Annotated in this window: 14 protein-coding genes; 10 read left to right on the top strand and 4 right to left on the bottom strand. The window is 46.7% G+C overall.

The genetic code is table 11. The features are described from left to right. Positions 1-235 precede the first annotated feature (235 nt). Both RIC07_RS08720 and clpP read left to right on the top strand, forming a co-directional pair. Positions 236-829 (top strand): sporulation/spore germination protein, encoded by a 594-nt coding sequence (locus RIC07_RS08720; RefSeq protein WP_446394174.1) that lies wholly within the window; start codon positions 236-238, stop codon positions 827-829. A 240-nt stretch (positions 830-1,069) separates the two neighbouring features. Continuing rightward, complete coding sequence (gene clpP, locus RIC07_RS08715) at positions 1,070-1,678, top strand: ATP-dependent Clp endopeptidase proteolytic subunit ClpP (RefSeq protein WP_446394173.1); 609 nt, start codon at positions 1,070-1,072, stop codon at positions 1,676-1,678. A gap of 125 nt (positions 1,679-1,803) precedes the next feature. Here clpP and RIC07_RS08710 read toward each other — a convergent pair whose 3' ends face one another. Continuing rightward, complete coding sequence (locus RIC07_RS08710; RefSeq protein WP_446394172.1) at positions 1,804-2,688, bottom strand: hypothetical protein; 885 nt, start codon at positions 2,686-2,688, stop codon at positions 1,804-1,806. A gap of 608 nt (positions 2,689-3,296) precedes the next feature. On the opposite strand from RIC07_RS08710, the gene RIC07_RS08705 reads away from it, so the two are divergent. The 3 genes from RIC07_RS08705 (at position 3,297) to RIC07_RS08695 (ending at position 8,830) form a co-directional block, all read left to right on the top strand. Beyond that, positions 3,297-3,458: a hypothetical protein gene (locus RIC07_RS08705; protein WP_446376483.1), complete on the top strand. Its 162-nt coding sequence runs from the start codon at positions 3,297-3,299 to the stop codon at positions 3,456-3,458. A 160-nt stretch (positions 3,459-3,618) separates the two neighbouring features. Further along, a complete protein-coding gene (locus RIC07_RS08700) occupies positions 3,619-5,895 on the top strand; it encodes a ribonuclease R family protein (RefSeq protein WP_446394171.1) in 2,277 nt (758 codons plus the stop codon). Between the two features lie 163 nt (positions 5,896-6,058). After that, entirely contained in the window at positions 6,059-8,830 is a 2,772-nt protein-coding gene (locus RIC07_RS08695; RefSeq protein WP_446394170.1) for a cation-translocating P-type ATPase, read from the top strand. Between the two features lie 94 nt (positions 8,831-8,924). Here the strand turns inward: RIC07_RS08695 and RIC07_RS08690 are convergent, their stop codons facing one another. Beyond that, on the bottom strand, positions 8,925-9,674 hold the full coding sequence (locus tag RIC07_RS08690) for a ZIP family metal transporter (protein WP_446394169.1): 750 nt from the start codon (positions 9,672-9,674) through the stop codon (positions 8,925-8,927). Positions 9,675-9,941: 267 nt separating this feature from the next. Between RIC07_RS08690 and RIC07_RS08685 the strand changes: the two genes are divergently transcribed. The 4 genes from RIC07_RS08685 to RIC07_RS08670 all read left to right on the top strand — a co-directional run bounded on the left by RIC07_RS08685 (position 9,942) and on the right by RIC07_RS08670 (position 13,671). Next, positions 9,942-10,805 carry a Uma2 family endonuclease gene (locus RIC07_RS08685; protein ID WP_446394168.1) on the top strand — a complete coding sequence of 288 codons (864 nt, stop codon included), beginning with the start codon at positions 9,942-9,944 and terminating at the stop codon, positions 10,803-10,805. A 519-nt stretch (positions 10,806-11,324) separates the two neighbouring features. Next, positions 11,325-12,578, top strand: coding sequence for an HhoA/HhoB/HtrA family serine endopeptidase (locus RIC07_RS08680; RefSeq protein ID WP_446394167.1), 1,254 nt, complete (start codon positions 11,325-11,327; stop codon positions 12,576-12,578). After that, positions 12,571-13,146 carry a metallophosphoesterase gene (locus RIC07_RS08675; protein ID WP_446394166.1) on the top strand — a complete coding sequence of 192 codons (576 nt, stop codon included), beginning with the start codon at positions 12,571-12,573 and terminating at the stop codon, positions 13,144-13,146. Before RIC07_RS08680 ends, RIC07_RS08675 begins: the two co-directional genes overlap by 8 nt. Before the next feature lie 144 nt (positions 13,147-13,290). Next, positions 13,291-13,671: a hypothetical protein gene (locus RIC07_RS08670; RefSeq protein ID WP_446394165.1), complete on the top strand. Its 381-nt coding sequence runs from the start codon at positions 13,291-13,293 to the stop codon at positions 13,669-13,671. A 224-nt stretch (positions 13,672-13,895) separates the two neighbouring features. Here the strand turns inward: RIC07_RS08670 and RIC07_RS08665 are convergent, their stop codons facing one another. Beyond that, positions 13,896-14,237 carry a hypothetical protein gene (locus RIC07_RS08665; protein WP_446394164.1) on the bottom strand — a complete coding sequence of 114 codons (342 nt, stop codon included), beginning with the start codon at positions 14,235-14,237 and terminating at the stop codon, positions 13,896-13,898. Positions 14,238-14,497: 260 nt separating this feature from the next. Between RIC07_RS08665 and RIC07_RS08660 the strand changes: the two genes are divergently transcribed. Then, positions 14,498-15,241, top strand: a complete 744-nt coding sequence (locus RIC07_RS08660; RefSeq protein ID WP_446394163.1) for a hypothetical protein — start codon at positions 14,498-14,500, stop codon at positions 15,239-15,241. A gap of 211 nt (positions 15,242-15,452) precedes the next feature. Here RIC07_RS08660 and RIC07_RS08655 read toward each other — a convergent pair whose 3' ends face one another. Next, a complete protein-coding gene (locus RIC07_RS08655; protein ID WP_446394175.1) occupies positions 15,453-16,844 on the bottom strand; it encodes a carotenoid oxygenase family protein in 1,392 nt (463 codons plus the stop codon). Positions 16,845-17,643 lie beyond the last annotated feature (799 nt).

Raw genomic sequence — 17,643 nt, 5'->3', positions numbered from 1 at the left:
TCATCTGGGTAGGGTTATTTTTTTGCACGATTGGGGTGGAGAGGAGGGCGGGTTTAGATACGTTATTCCCAAAAACCGTTACGTTGGCTGTCAAACCCGCCCCTACAGGATCTATCCTGTTGGGTAAACGTGCGATCGCGTTTTTCCCTGTTGACCAATTTTGCTCCGGATGAGTAGCCAGTTACCTCGAATCCTATAGTTACGAACATCTACCCGAAGCAATCAGCATTCCACTATGAGTCGTATTCACCCCTATTTTATCCCCGCGATCGCAGGATTGATTATTGCTGGTGTTGGTGGCTGGGGTTGGCTAGCTGCAAATAGTAAAGGAATTCCTGACAATCCCGTCGAAACGTCATCTGCGTCATCCTCTCCCCCACAAGCAAATCCTGACTCAACCGCCTCACTTATCGCCCAACCGGATTCTTCTGTTATCCCGGAGGTGAATCCAGCCTCGACGCCTCAACCCACTGATGCTGTTGAAACCATAACCCTCAACATTTACCGCACTGATAGCCAATGTGAAACCCTTATTCCTGAACCCGTTGCTGTTGCAGCAGAAACTCCGGTAACGGCGTCTGTGGGAAATGTTGTCGCCCAAGTGAGTTCGGGGGATTTGGATTTAACGGGTTATCGCGTAAATCTCGATAATAGTGTCGCTACCATCGATTTGCGCTTATCTCCAGATTCCCAGCGTCAATTTGTCTCCCTATCGATGTGCGAACAATTGGCATTATTTGGTGGTATCCGCAAAACTTTGTTGGAAAACCCCCGACTCAATATTCAAGATGTTCGCTTTACAGATAAAGAACAAGACATTATTTTTTAATGGTCATTTGTCATTGGTCATTTGTTGAAGATGACTTGCACTTTAATCGGGGCGGGTTTAGTGATATCAGAGTGAAAACCTAATGTTAATGGTAAAACCCGCCCCTACAACAGACGTTCCGCCGGAACGTCTCTACAATTTCTCCCCTATCTCCCTCATCTCCCTCAACCCCTCCACCCCTCATCTGGCGTCAATCGCTACAATCTAAAAGAATATGAGCATAAGATTACCGTAATTGGCATGATTCCTACAGTTATCGAACAATCGGGTCGCGGTGAACGCGCCTTTGACATCTACTCTCGTCTGTTGCGGGAACGGATCGTTTTTCTGGGACAACAGGTTGATTCAGATTTGGCTAACCTAATCGTGGCTCAACTCTTGTTCCTGGAAGCCGATGACCCCGAAAAAGACATTTATCTCTACATCAACTCCCCAGGCGGTTCTGTAACCGCAGGAATGGGGATTTACGATACCATGAATCAAATCCGTCCGGATGTCTGCACCATCTGTGTGGGTTTGGCGGCGAGTATGGGTGCGTTTCTGCTGAGTGCTGGAGCGAAGGGTAAACGGATGAGCTTACCCCATTCCAGAATTATGATTCACCAGCCCTTAGGCGGCGCTCAAGGACAAGCGAGTGATATTGAAATTCAGGCAAAAGAAATCCTGTATCACAAACAACGGCTGAATCAGCTTCTGGCTGAACATACCGATCAACCCCTAGATCGAATTGCCGAAGATACAGAACGGGACTTCTTTATGTCAGCCGAGGAAGCCAAGGAGTACCGCTTAATTGATCAAGTGATTAATCGGCGTCCTTCCGCCGCCCGGACTCCCGCGACGGTGGGCTAGCCAATTTAATATTGGCAAGAGTGAAACCCGTCCCTACACATCGGTTTGGGCGGGTTTTGCACAAACGTTATCATCAACAGCAAGACGAAAGTGACTAAACCCGCCCCTACTTTCCTCAAATCTGATTAGTCGGGTGTTGGTTCTAATTCGAGATGATGTAAGAAGTCGAGTAACTCTTCATCGGTTAACAACTGACGCGATCGCTTACCATAAGTTTCGACGAGGTAATCTCGTCCCTGTTGATTCGTCCACCCTAGCCGTTTGAGTTCCACATTGGTTCGGGCAATAATTTCGGAAAAGTCAATGGGTGTTTCGGATTTGGGTTGACTCTGGATATCGGGTTCAGCTTCCTTTTGTGCAGGAGGTGGGGGTGGTGTTGATTCTGGCTCTAACGACGATTGAGTGACTCCCACTGGGGTTGGTGTCTCTTCATTAAACAGAGGCGTCTCTGATGCTGATACGTCCTCCGTTGAGAGCGGTTCAACTGTCTCAGGAAGCGTTACTGTCGGTTCAGGGGGTGGACTGGGTTTTGCCTCAGGGGGGGAAGGTGGTTCAACCGTCTCTGGAAGGGGTTCCGTCGGTTCAGGGGGTGGACTGGGTTTTGCCGATATCGGGTGGGTATCGATTGGACTAGGACTTGGAGTATCTTCAACCTCCGATGTTGATACCATCCTTTTTGCCGCAAAAGCGGAAGCCGAGTTAGGAATTGACTCAGGGGATGAGGGAACCTTAGCAGCCGCCACTGACGTTTGGGTGTGGCGATGAGGTGGAGATGTTTCGGTGTCCGTAGAACTCTCCCGATCCACCGCTAAAACAGTTATCGCTCGTTGTCTAGCTTGGTCTTCTGCTAGTTCCACCGTTTGAGCCGCAGCTAGACCGGTTGATCGGGTTACGCCATCAATTTCCACGCTGACGCGCACGATATACTGACCGTGATCGATGGCTAACAGATCACTGATCAGGCTCCCTTGAGGATAAGAAACTCGGAATTTATTCAATGTAGGATTCATAAAACTTGACTCAACGCAGTACATGGACAGGGTACATTTCGGACAGTTCGCATAGACAGCGACAGTAGTATTAGTACGGTGAGAGCCTGTCTGGATAAATATGTAACATAATGTTACATTTACCCTTAAGGACAGTCCTGTGGCTTGGGAAACTCGCTAGGACAAGAATGGGAAGCGTAAGCCACCCTTTAATTAACGGGGATTTAGTACAAATTTACCAATTCTTTGCGCCTGTTGCACTTCGGCATCACAACAGAGATTTAACGCCATAAATGCATAACTTTTGAGAGTTGACTTCCAAGGTAGCGGTACGAGAATCTACAATAATGACATAAATGACATACTGTCCCCAGTTGACTGTAACTCACGCATCCTTGCTGCAACGCGATTAAGCGAGCGAAAAGCGGCAATTATCCGTAACAGGTCGTGAGTTAAGGTGTGTCCGTCAAGCTGAAACTGGATAGCTCAAACACTATCCACTTGATCGCGATCGCGTCGGCAAAAGACGGTTTGATTCTGAACAGATCCTCTTCTGTCAGGAACCCCACGGCTATAGGTTCCGGGGGCTTGGAATTTAGCCCTTACCTGACCAGCCTAAGACCTACGAGATGATGACTGCTCCGTCAGATAAGGCGCGATCGCTCTCTAAAAAGAAAATAGCTCTCCTGGTAAGCGATGCCATTACCGTTACCCTAGCGTTCTTAATCGGTAAACTCTTTGACATCAACTCCATGGGATTCTCTGTAGCCCTTCTTTTAAGAGTGATTTGAGCGTCAGTTTCAGTCAACGGACTATCACGGATACAGTTCGCACCGCTACCCATTGACTCTCCAGGTTTGGACTGGTGATGGGAAAGCGTCACTTCTAGGTGAGCGTCTTGCCACTAGGCAAATTCAAGTAAACGCCGGATCAAAGAAAAAGGATTGTTGGATGGAATTTTCAATCGCTACATTACTCTCCAATTTGACCGATGACAAATCAGTCGCCCCCAAAGTTTTAGAGAAGAAACTGGGGTGTCAGGACTCCGAAAGTCTGCAAAAACTCCAGATTGCTCTGGATGTGCTAGAGAAAGTTGGCATTTTGGAAAAAGAACGAGGTCGATATCGACGAGTCTATGAAGAGGATGTGGTCGAAGCCAAACTGCGCTGCTCCAGTAAAGGATTTTGCTTTGCCATTCAAGATGTTGAAGGCGCTGATGATATTTACATTCAAAAGAATCATCTCAGTAGTGCTTGGAATGGCGATCGCGTTTTGGTGAAAGTCACTAAAGAAGGGAGTCGTCGCCGTTCTCCAGAAGGACAGGTACGCTTGATTCTCGAACGAGTTAATCCCTCGGTACTCGCACGAGTCAGACAGACTGAAGATGGCAGTTATCACGCCGTCCCTCTTGATGACCGCCTGCTCTTTGAACTGGATTTACGACCCAATAGCGCCCCCCTAGAAGAGGCGGTGGAGCATCTGGTTCATGTGCAAGTTCTGCGCTATCCCCTGGGACAAAACCCACCCCTGGGCAAAGTGGCTCGCATTTTAGGAAGTGATGCCGAAGACGCCGCTGATACGGATATTGTCTGTTGTAAACATGACCTCCGCCGCCAGTTCCCCGATTCCTTACTGCAAGCGCTTGAAGCCTTACCCGATTCCCTCCGCAAAACAGACTTAAAAAATCGCCTGGATCTGCGGAAACGGCTGACGATGACGATAGAAGACGAGTCAGGCTCCCCAGATAACGCCATTGTCGAAAATGCCTTTACCCTAGAAAAAACCAAGACCGGAAATTGGCAGGTAGGTATCCATATCGCCGATGTCGCCCATTGGATACCCCTAGACTCACCCCTAGATAGAGAGGCACGAAAGCGAGGAACGGCTGTGTATTTGGGAGATACGGTTCTCCCCCTGCTCCCGGAAAAACTCTTGTCTCAGGTGTCTCTAGTACCCGGTGAAGATCGTTTAACCCTGTCAGTACTGCTGACGTTAACGGACTCTGGACAACTGGTTGAATTTGAAATTCAACCTAGTGTCATCCAAGTGGATCACCAACTCAGTTATGAACAGGCACAGGCGTTGTTGGGCGGACATGAAGAGAGCGAACCCGAACTCGCACCGATTGTAGACAAACTCAAAGAACTCTTCTTCAGCTTATCTCCAGCACTCAGAGCCGTGCGACAGCAACGGGGCGCGTTTGAATTGAATGGAACACTGCCCAAAGAAGCCATTGCTCGACCCATTCCCCACAGTAAAGATGAAGGACGCCAAGGGGCGATCATGGTTTCAGGTTCGATGCCCTTGCGATCGCTCTTAGCAGAATTGATGATACTGGCAAATCAAGTGGTAGCGTCCCATTTGCACGCCTTATCCTTGCCAGGGATTTATTGTGTTCATCCAACTCCCGATTTAGAACGACTGGAAGACTTACTCAAGTTAGCCAGCAATTTGGGACTGGATGCCGAGCAATCCTTGGAGGAGGATGTCACATCCCAAGATTATCAGCGCTTGACCCAACTCTTGGCGAAATCAACGGCGGCTAAAGTTCTAAATCACTTACTTGAGGGAACCTTAAAACCGATCGCCTATGGTTCTAAGCCTGGATTGCACTTTGGTTTAGCCTTGGATACCAGCTATTGCCACGCTATCTCCCCCGGATGGCGCTATGGAGATTTATTTGTTCAACGGGTCTTAGAATATACCTTTAGCGAAGGACGCGATCGCCGTACCACTCGGTCGAAAGATCGGGTGAATCTCCACCATAGTAGCGCCCATGGCAACATTAACTGGAATGTTTTACCCCCTGACACTCAACAGGAGTTAGAAAGTCAATTAAGCACCTTGGTTCCCCATCTCAATGACCGGGAAAAACTCACCGAAGATGCGGAGATTGATTTAGAGGGTTTGAAAAAAGCCGAGCAAATGAAAGAACGCACGGGTCATGTCTTCAGTGGTTTAATTACAGGTGTGCAATCCTATGGCTTCTTTGTCGAAATTGAAGATTTGTTGGTGGAAGGATTGGTTCACGTCAGTTCCCTGAAAGATGACTGGTACGAATATCGGTCTCGTCATGCTTGTTTAGTTGGTCGGAAAAACCGCACGGCGTATCGATTGGGCGATCATGTCGAAGTTCAAGTCAAGAGCGTGGATTATTACCGTCAACAAATTGACTTGGTAACCGTTAGTGGTGGTAGTGTGGCAAGTAATGAAGATTTAGAGGATTAACGTAATCGCGGAAGTCCTCACCCTCAGCGCCAGCCCTTCGGCTTCGCTCAGGGTGAGGATGGACAGGGGTTAAATCTTTAGTCATTGGTCATTGGCTATTTTTGAACCGGACAAAAGACAAAGGACTAATGACAACGGACAACGGACAAAGGACGAATGACCAATGACTACCTGGTACACTCTTAATCTTGTCGATGTTCTCAAACAGCTTAATACCGATGCCGCCATCGGGTTAAGTGAAAACGAGGCTCGGCAACGTCAGGACATCTACAAACTCAATGAGTTAACTGATCGCCCCCTGGAAAGTCCCTGGAAAATTCTCTGGGAGCAGTTTACCGCCACCGTGGTGGTGGTGTTGATTGTGGCGGCGGTGGTTTCGGCGGTGTTAGGTGAATATAAGGATGCGATCGCGATTTTCGCAATTGTGGTATTTAATGCTATCCTCGGTTTTCGCCAAGAATACCAAGCTGAACGTGCGATCGCGGCGCTGAAAAAGCTGGCGGTTCCTACGGTGAAAGTGCGTCGCGATGGCATCCTGGAACAACTGTCCGCTCGTGAACTGGTACCAGGGGACATCGTTATCCTAGAAGCTGGAAACTTAGTCCCGGCTGACTGTCGGTTGCTCGAAAGTAGCAACCTCCGCACCTCAGAAGCCTCACTCACTGGGGAATCTGAACCCATCGATAAATTTGCCCAACGGATTGCCACGGCGAATCTGCCTTTGGCAGAACGGCAGAACATGGCGTATATGGGTACAGTGATTAGCTATGGGCGGGCATTAGCCGTCGTCACCGAAACAGGCATGAAGACGGAACTGGGTCAGATTGCCAAAGCGATTCAGGGGATAGAACGGGAAGCCACCCCCCTCCAGCAACGGTTAGATCAACTGGGATGGGTATTAGCGATCGCGATTTTAATTCTAGTCCTGGTTATCTTTGGGTTGGGGCTACTCCAAGGCGAATCGGTTCGCTTAATGTTCCTCATGGCAGTTAGTTTAGCAGTAGCCGCGATTCCCGAAGGATTACCCGCCGTTGTCACCATCGCCTTAGCCTTGGGCGCTCAACGGATGCTGAAACAGCGAGCCCTGATTCGGAAATTACCCGCTGTAGAAACCTTGGGTTCAGTCACCACGATTTGTTCAGACAAAACCGGTACCCTCACCCAAAATCGGATGACGGTTACTCGTCTAGACATGATTGGGCATCAAATTGAGTTAACCATGCCAGAACTCGATGAGTTAATGATTCCCTCGGAAAAGGATGAACAGTCGCAACGGTTAAAAAAGGAACCGACAACCGCCTTACTACTCACGGCAGCGACGTTGTGTAATGATGCGATCGCAGAGTTCCATCTGGAGCAATCCAACCCGATTCAGGTTCTCGGTGATCCCACAGAAACCGCTCTAATTGTCGCCGCCACCCGTTTTGGTTTATGGAAAACGGATATAGAACATGTCTTTGAACGAATAACCGAGGTTCCTTTCGACGCTGAACGAAAGCGGATGACTACGGTTCACGAACTCCCCACCACCACGGACAAACTTCCCGATGAGCTAAGTTGGCTTAAGCCTTGGGAATTACTGTTTAATCATACGCCCTATATTGCCTTTACCAAAGGTGCCGTTGATAGTCTCTTAGAGATTTCTAGCCAGATTTGGCTCAATGATCAGATTACCCCCTTAAACGATAGTTGGTATGAAAAACTTTCTCATGCCAACAACCAACTCGCTGAAAATGGAATCCGTGTCCTCGGTATCGCCGTTCGTCCCATAGAATCTCACCTCCTCGCCACACTTCCCCTAGAACGACATGAAGATATTCTCGAAAAAGACCTAATTTTTATCGGCATGATTGGCATGATCGATCCGCCGCGCCCGGAAGTCAAACAGGCGGTTCTAACCTGTCAAAAAGCCGGAATTCGCCCGATCATGATTACTGGCGATCACCCCTTAACTGCTCGCCATATTGCCTCAGACGTGGGTATTTCTACCAATGGTTTAATGTTAACGGGTCAGGATATCGCCAAACTATCAGTATCAGAGTTAACCGAAAAAGTTGATCAGGTGTCTGTTTATGCCAGAGTTTCGCCACAGAACAAATTAGAAATTGTCCAAGCGCTGCAAAATCGGGGACAGGTTGTGGCAATGACAGGGGATGGTGTCAACGATGCACCTGCTTTGAAAAAAGCTGAGATTGGCGTAGCCATGGGGTTAACGGGTACAGATGTGGCGAAAGAAGCGGCAGATATGGTGCTGTTAGATGATAACTTTGCCACGATTGTAGCAGCGACTCAAGAAGGACGAGTCATTTACGATAACGTCCGCAAATTTATTAAATATACATTAACCGGGAATTGTGGGGAACTGTGGGTAATTATCTTAGCGCCATTCTTGGGGATGCCTTTACCACTGCTTCCCTTACAAATTCTCTGGATTAATTTATTAGCTGATGGATTATTAGCATTAGCATTAGGCGTCGAACCAGCGGAGCCGAATATCATGTCCCGTCCACCTCATAATCCCCAAGAGAGTGTCTTTAGTCGGGGAGTGGGTCGAGATATTGTTTGGATTGGGTTACTGCTGGGGCTTGTTTTATTAGTAGTCGATTATCACTATTGGTTTACAGGTCAAGCGGCGTGGCAAACGATGGTATTTAGTATATTGGCATTTTCCCGCATCGGTTTAGCTGAAAGCATGAGATCGGAGCGAGAATCTATATTCCGTTTAAATTTACTCTCAAATAAGCCCTTATTAGGTGCGGTTATTTTAACCTTTTTATTACAACTGGCGGTGGTATATGTCCCCTTCTTACAGGATATTTTTAATACGACAGGGTTGTCATTGTATGATTTAGGCATCAGTCTCGCCATGAGTACGATTGTGATTTGGGCAATGGAATTGGATAAAGGGCTACGCCGATCTAAAAACGCTAAGTAGATGGTAACAATTAAAGTTAATGGCGAGGATCGTCATTGGTCATACTCGCTTCGCAAGTATTACACATGACAAATGACAAATGACAAATGACCAACTAAACCAACGTATGAATCAACATCATCAGCAAAAACCCCGACGCAATAATAATTCCCGTTTCCTGGCGACGCCCTCCTTCCAACCCTTCTGGAATTAACTCAGTAAATACCAGAAAACCCATCGCCCCCGCCGCAAATGCTAAAGCATAGGGCAATAGTTGCTGAAAGAACGACACAGCGAGTAAAGCTGGAATAGCCGCGATCGGTTGAGGTAAACTGGAAAAAATTGCCCAAAGAATGCACCGGGAAACAGGCACACCTTCAGCCCGCAAAGGTAGGGCAACTGCTACGCCTTCGGGGATATTTTGGATGCCAATTGCTAGGGCTAATAAAAGACCTAATTGTGAGGAAGTTTTACCCGCACCGTAGCCAACACCTACCGCTACACCTTCAGGGAAACTATGAATAAACAACGTTCCCAGAATTAAAAGCACTCGCCGTGCGGAAGCTCCCCGGATATCCCCAATTTTCGGTTCGCGATCGCCTAGCCAGGATTCACTGATAATAAAAAAGATAGTACCAATAACCAAACCGATGACCCCTTGGGTGTAACCGCCGCGTTGAATCGCCGGAAAAATCAGGTCAAAAACCGATGCGGAAAGCATAACCCCACTGGCAAAAGCATAACCTCGTTCAGACCAATGTGAGGATAGATTGGGAAAAAAGAAAAAGGGTACAGCACCCAAACCTGTCGCCAGCATGGTTAGAGTAGCAGCAAATAGGGTAATTAGGAGGAGTTGGATATCCATCAGTCATTAGTCATTAATCATTTACCCATTGTTATGTATAATTTGATCAACATCCGCTACATTAGTTACCTATGCTGAGTAATCCGTAAATCTTCGGGTCGGGTTTAGCCATTCAGGTAAGTTTGCTACTGATAACTACTCAACAAAACTAGCTCTTATTCAAAGGAAAGAATAAATGCTACGCTAACAGAAACTCTAGAGCATTCTGCCTGCTTGCACTAGACTGACCGAATTATCATAGATTGTAAAGTCTTGAGGCAATACGTCATGCCAATCAAACCATTCAAATACCCAGTCGAGCAAAGTGAACCACCACGTTCTCCCAGAGAAACCCTGCCCACGATGTATGATTTACCTAGCGAAAATCCGGAGGAACCTGGTTTGCCTGACGAATTCCACTACCGCCAACCCCCTTTACTCAGTCTCACCTTTTGTCCTAGTAACTACCCACCCGATGAGGTATTTAGTGCTGGGGATATGAACCTCTACTACGATGTGCGTCACTATTCTTGGTATAAACGACCCGATTGGTTTGGGGTAGTCGGAGTGCCAAAACTTTATGATAATCAGGATTTACGATTAAGTTATGTGATGTGGCAAGAATTGGTACGTCCAACGGTGATAGTGGAATTCTTGTCACCGGGAACAGAAAAAGAAGACTTGGGTAGAACCACACGCCTGAGTAGCGAACCGCCGACGAAATGGGAAGTATATGAGCAGATTATCGGCGTTCCTTATTATATTGTATTTGACCGCTATCGCGATCGCTTAAGAGGTTTTGCCCTTACAGGGGGTTTTTACCAAGAGTTGGAGTTAACGGAACCGAGGATTTGGATTCCCCCATTAGAATTAGGTTTGGGTTTGTGGTCAGGAGAATACGAAGGAATTAATCGTCTATGGCTACGTTGGTACGATGCTGAAGGTAATTGGATTTTAACCCCAACTGAACGGGAGGCTGTTGCTCAAGGAGAACTTGAAACTGAGCGACAACGTGCTGAATCTGAACGACAACGTGCTGAATCTGAACGACAACGCGCTGAAACCGAACGACAACGCGCTGAAACCGAACAACAGCGATCGCAGCGTCTTAAAGAATTGTTACTTTCCCACGGTATCGATCCAGATCAGTAGTGATCAGGTACAGTCTCTAAGCAAGATCCCCGACAACTCCTACGAAGTCGGGGATCTGTCTGTGTACCTCACTTACTTGCAAAGCGCTGTAAATCCAACTCTATTCAATTCTTTACAGAAGACGTAGCTTGCTTCTCGCTCCCTTGAGTATGACAAATGACAAATAACTATCCCAGATAACAGATTTATGATGTTGGTAAAATGTCCTGATTAGGCATAATTGTTTGGCACGATTGCGGTGGAGAGGGGGCGGGTTTAGATACGTTAATTCCTACAACTGTTACGTTTTTGGTAAAACCCGCCCCTACAGATTTAATCATCGCCAACTAACATAAGCCAATTTTAATTAATCAGTCAGAAATTAATTCCCAAGTAGCCGCGATTTCAATCGCCCTGAACGGGGTTAGCTCTAATCGAGAATATAGAACTCTTTAGACAGATGACAAATACAGCGGTAAACCGCTAAATCTTAAACAAGAACTATACTGCTCATTTGCACCATAAGGAGAATAAAGCAGCATGAAATCAAAATCCTGCGATCGCAACCCCACTCGTTTTTATGATGGAACTCAACAACCGGGAAAGCGAACAGCCAGTTTTTACGGCGTGCTATCCCTGATTGGCACAGGGATTACCATTTTGGGTGTCGCAGGCTGCTCTAACCCATCCACCGTCTCTTCTGAGCAACAAACCACAGCTCAAGTTGTTGAAGATACCAATGATATCCGCGATCGCGCCCTAGAGCCAACCCCTGAAGATACCAACTTTGTCGTTGATGTAGTGAACAACGTTGAACCCGCCGTGGTGCGAATTAATACAGAAAAAACCGTAGAAACCCAGATTCCCGATGCCTTTAATGACCCCTTCTTCCGGCGCTTTTTTGGTGGCGCGGTTCCCCAGCCTCAAGAACGCACCGTGCGCGGTATTGGTTCCGGTTTTGTGATTAGTGATAATGGAGAAATTATTACCAATGCTCACGTTGTTAATAAAGCCGACACGGTGAGGGTATCCTTTCCCGATGGTCGCACATTTGAAGGTGAAGTGTTAGGCGAAGATCCCGTGACTGATATTGCCGTAGTCAAAGTATCCGCCGACGACTTGCCAACCGTGGAACTGGGCAATTCGCAAGGGTTACAAACCGGACAATGGGCGATCGCGATCGGTAATCCTTTAGGGTTACAAGAAACAGTAACCGTCGGGGTAATTAGTGGGATTGACCGTTCCAGTAGCGAAGTTGGTGTTCCCGATAAACGAATTGGCTTCATTCAAACCGACGCAGCCATAAACCCCGGTAACTCTGGCGGACCTTTACTGAATGCGCGAGGTGAAGTAATTGGCGTGAATACTGCCATTATCCAAGGAGCGCAAGGACTCGGTTTTGCCATACCCATTGACATCGCCAAGCAAATTGCCCAACAACTGATTACTAAAGGAAAAGTTGAGCATCCTTACCTCGGTATTCAAATGGTAGCGCTGACGCCAGAAATTAAACAAAAAATCAATAATAATCCCAACAATACGATGCAAATTCAGGCAGACGAAGGAATCCTGATTGTCCGGGTTATGCCGAATTCTCCGGCTGATGAGGCGGGATTAAAAGCGGGTGATGTTATCCAAGAAATTAACAATCAATCTGTAACCGAGGCGGAAACCGTTCAGCAGTTAGTTGAGGCAAATGGCGTCGATAATCCCTTGCCATTAGAAGTGCAACGAAATGGTGAAACCCTAGAATTAACAGTAATACCCCAAGCCCTACCAACTGGCGATGAATAAGTTTAGTCTGACGACTTTGAGCAAGTCCAATAAACTTAAATATACGATTCTCGGCTTGTTAACCATTGCGATGGCGTACCTGGTTTGGGGTGTGATCATTGAACCCTACTGGATTGATAAGGAAAAGCAGATTGGTCAAATTCCTGATTTGCCCCAAAAATGGCAGGGGAAACAGGTTGGACTTATCTCAGATTTTCAGGTTGGACTATGGCTTGATAATACACGCACGATTCGCCGCATTGTTCAACAACTGGTTAAGGAACGTCCTGATCTTGTATTAATAACGGGTGATTTTATTTATGAACCCGGTAAAAATCCTGAGGCGGAATTAGATAAAGTTGCTCAACTGGTGTATCCACTCATCGAAGCGAATATACCAACCTATGCTGTATTGGGTAATCATGATTATGCCCTCCATTCGCAGCACCATCCGAAGAATGAAAAGTTATCTACACAAGTGCGGGAAGCGTTGGAATCTGTGGGTGTAAACGTCTTAAAAAACGAAGCTGTACCATTAGCAACGCCAGGAAATAATAACCCAAGTCTGGACACGACTCAAAACCAGTAAGTAGGTGGGGACAATTAAAGTTAACGGTGGGGATCGTCATTCGTCATTCGTCATTCGTCATTCTTCATTTGTAAGGGTTTGAGGCTTGTTAACATAACTTAACATGGTTGAGTTTATTTCCATCAACCTACTTATCCCCTCTATTTGGTCGGTATTGATTCTCACAAAGCCAAAGAAGATAAACCGAAAAAGGCATTAACTGAATTACCAGAAGCGGCTCCTAGATTAGTGATGATGCACAATCCTAACTCCTTTGAGGCTTTGCCTGCCAATACTGCGCCTTTAGCCGTTGCCGGACATACCCACGGCGGACAAATTCGCCTCTTACCCTTTGACTTAACACCTGTCTGGTTTTTACTGACTTATGATGAAGAAGATTTGGTGCATGTTGCTGGCTGGGTTGAAGACTTTGGTCAATCAGGAAATCGCCTTTATGTCAACCGAGGGATTGGTTTTAGCAAAGTTCCTATGCGGATTAATGCCCGACCTGAATTAACCTTGTTTACGCTTAAAACAGCCAATTAAGATTGAATTTAGCACCATTTCCGACTATCGGCTTTGTGTGACTAATGCATAGCTAAAAAAGGGGAGCTTAATGAAGTGTATGTCACCTTTAAGCTTTAAATGTAATTTCTTCTTCCCCTGCTCCCCTGCTCCTCTGCTCCCCTGCTCCCAGACGTAGCATGCTACGTCTCTACATTGCTCTCCTGCATCACAAAAAGCGAAGTACCTGCTGGTTTACCCCATGCTTATTCTGTTTCCGCAACATCCACATCAAGCTTTTGAAATTCTCCCGCTTTAGGCACATCTGCTTTCATTTTTAGTTCACCTAACCCCCCCACATTCACACTAACTTCTAAGGATACATTTTCCGTGGGAATCTCTTTTTCAATAACCCGCTTGCTAGCAATTTGCATCACATTGACAGCGCGATCAACAGCCGCCGTTATCGCCTCCTCAGACAACTCTGATGCTTTATCTTGAGTAGCATTAACTACCTGTTCTTTAACCTGTTGTCCTTTTTCTTCCAGCGTATGAGTGACTTGATTCACTACATTTTTTCCTTTTTCTTGAATGTTTTGCAAATCCATACCTATCTCTTTAACTTAGTAAAACTATTGAGCCTAGTATAAGGCTTGTACTTCTGTTCTACCTCATCCTAGAGTTATAGTATCTGTTCGGCTATAATCCAGTGCGCCCTAGTGCATCTCTACATTTTGGCAATATGGACAGCTTATCACTTGCCTTATCTAGGCGCTGAATTGTTGAATACGAATATGCCATGGAACAAGGGGAGTTAAAAAGCGTCTATATTTCCTGAATAGTTACTTAAGATTATTCTAGAATGCCAATGAAATCAAAAGTATCTCAATATATTATCTTTCTGTTTGTCACAATTTTTAGCTACACCATTTCCATGGTTAAATTGCCTCCCAGTATTGGAGAAGTCGAGGTAAAAAGGGTAGAACAAAAAGAACAAACAAGTCAATCCAACCCAACCCAATTTATAGCTGACTCTATTAAAATTGCCCAAGGTTCGCCACCAGCAAGCCTCAACGCATCAACTATTCCTGAATCGGTTGAAATCGTTTCCGATGGCACACAACTGCAATGGGAATGGCAGGGAGAGACGTATAGCATTAACGTTAATGAGCTAAACGTGCGGCTGATGAATAGTATCGATCCTGAAACCTACAATCCGGTTGAAAAAGTTATGAGGGGTCAACGTTTTGTCAGAAATAGCATTAGCGTTGACCCAGAAACAGGTAACATTGCGGTTGGCGTAGTTCTCGATTATTTTGCGGCGACGAATTTTAGTGCCGTTTTCATTATCAATCCCCAACCGGGTGCTTACGCCATCTATCGAGTCCAAGTGCCAGGTTCTCAACCTTTACCAGATGAATTTTCTACCTATTCGTTGGACACAATTGGCTATGTAGGGTTCTTAGAGGGGGACTTATTAATTAAGCATGGAGATGCATCGGGTACAACAGCACTATTAGTGTTCAAACCAGCTAATACTCCAGCGATGGACTATGCAGGTTGTGTTGATCTCCAGATTGGCGAAAGCCGGAGCGTGTGTCCAAAAAACTAATAGAGATATTGGCGAGGAGGAAGTCACAGCTACACAAATGTATGCGAAGCCTTCCCGAAGGGTAGTCCGCCTGCGCGGACTCAGTTATAAAGGGGAATATGAAATTTGAAAGCACATAACTCTCAAGACCTTCACCCTGTAGGGGCGGGTTTAGCCCTTAAAAAGATGGGCTTACCGATAACATTTCAACAAAACCCGCCCTTACCTAAGCTTAAATTGAATGAATTAACTGTTCTTGACTCACCCAAGTCCCATGAAACCCATAAGGAACACGTTGAGGCATCACAACCCGCGCCACAGGTTCAGCCGTCAAGTCTTGAGCATTCAACACCACCAGTTCAGAGGTTTCTGAATTCTCATCATGGACAAACGTGACTAACCAGCCATCATCTTCAGCCGTTCCATTCGGACGTGGCGCAAATACCGCCTCACCGCCATAACGTCCCGCCCCATAGTGGTGAACTTGGGATGTGCCATTGTCAAAATCATATTTAATCACACCCTCAAACAACGGCATCGGATTATCTGCCATCTTTGCTGTGTAACCATAGCGCATTTTGCGTCCGATTAACTGTTCATTAAGGCGGGGGAAATCTGAGATACGTTCATCCAGTGGCTTTTCCTGCACTTTGCCTGTGCGAAGATTAAACCGCCACTGATACAGCCGAGCTTCATTCGCCCCAGCTTCACCCCCAGTCTCTTCAGAAGAGGTTAACACCGTCGTCGAATTCATCCGACAGGCAATCAGCACCACCTCATCCCCTTCCTGATAGGCATTCAGCGTATGGAAAACAAAGCAGGACGGACTCTCAAACCAACGGATACTGCTATTATCACCGTGACGGGGAACAATACCAAACCGACTGGGACGTTCGGATTTAAACTGAATCATGGCTTCTCCCTGGGGATTAAACACCATCGGCAGATCCATAAACAGGGTGTAATCTTGGGTAATGGCAAAATCGTGCATCATTACCGGTTCTGGCAAGTCAATTGGCACAGTACGCACCAACTCACCCGATCGCGAAACAATGCTGTATGTTAAGAACGGTGGCTGCATGGGTGAGTAGCCAAAAAACATCATTTCGCCTGTCACTGGATCAATCTTGGGATGCGCCGTGAAAGGAGAGGCTAACTTGCCCTCGAACGTATAAGCACCAATCGTTTCTAACTCCGGAAGCTTAATCGCGTAGGGTTCCCCCCCTTCCCACAGCGCCAGAAAATGACCAGAATGCCAGATAACAGAGGTATTCGCAACATTTTTAATCGAAGGTGGGGAATTCTCGTCCTTGGGAGGTTCCATTAACCCTGTCCAGATAGCATGACCCGCTTCTCGCTCTTTCTCAAACCCTGGAGTCCGGACATAGCGATCGCGGTAAGATGCTGTACCATTACTAATCTGCACCCCATGTAACATCCCATCGCCATCAAACCAGTGATAGTGACCGATAGGGGGAAACTGAGGATTTGGACCATTGCGGACAAACATCCCGGATAAGTCGGCAGGAAGTTCACCAATGACGGTTAGTTCATCCGCTGTGATTTCGTCCTGTACTGGGGCAAAATTTCCCGCTAAAAAAGGATTGACGGCTGTTGTACTCATCGTATTCGCGTGAGACTCCACCCTCAGCGAAGCAGGGTGGAGAGGGATAGCGGTCAAATCGACCCTTTCAATAAGGGGAGATTTGACAATCCAGGTGAAGGCACGACATTTCGACTTCGCTTGGCGGCGAACGATTAACCCTGTGCTTCGCTGCAACAACTGGACTTTTTTGACAGTAAACTGCCCTAGTCGTTTCCAGTTAACATCACTAACTGAAACTTGTTTCTCTGTGTCTCCAGAACACCAACCGATGTAAGTCTTTCCGGCTTTTTCGGCTATAACCTTGTCACCTTTCCTGAAGCCATGGCGGGTAACTGTGCCGCCATATTTGCGCCGTTTACCGCCCTTAGATGGAACACATAGGTGTAACTGTCTACGGCTAATTGGCGGTCTACGGATTATCGCAAATGGTGCAGGTGTGACCTGAACATTGCCACACCATCCGCCGTGCTTGGCATTATCAGAGTGCCATTCCCGCCATTGGATGAATTCAAACGCTGCCAGGGTTACTCCATCAACAGCATGAGTTGCTGGTGTCTGTTGGTCCTTGTTTTTCTTGTCCTTGGCTAATCCCAACCATTGCCTAAGTTGGCTAGTTCCGTTACCGTCCCGTTGCCATCCCTGATGGGTTATCACCGGAGCTAATTCGGATAACCAGTTCAGCATTTGTCGTTGACCCACCATAACTGGAGAGAATCCGACACTCCTACGAGCCGATTTACGACCACTGGTTCTATCCACATCAGCCATGACCAATTCATAGTGAATGGTACTAATGGGGAACAGCCTAAACAACTCT

Source organism: Coleofasciculus sp. E1-EBD-02 (genome assembly GCF_040218245.1).
Classification (GTDB): Bacteria; Cyanobacteriota; Cyanobacteriia; order Cyanobacteriales; family Coleofasciculaceae; genus Coleofasciculus.
The sequence above is the reverse complement of the archived record's forward strand: the minus strand, read 5'-3'. Positions and strand labels throughout refer to the sequence as shown.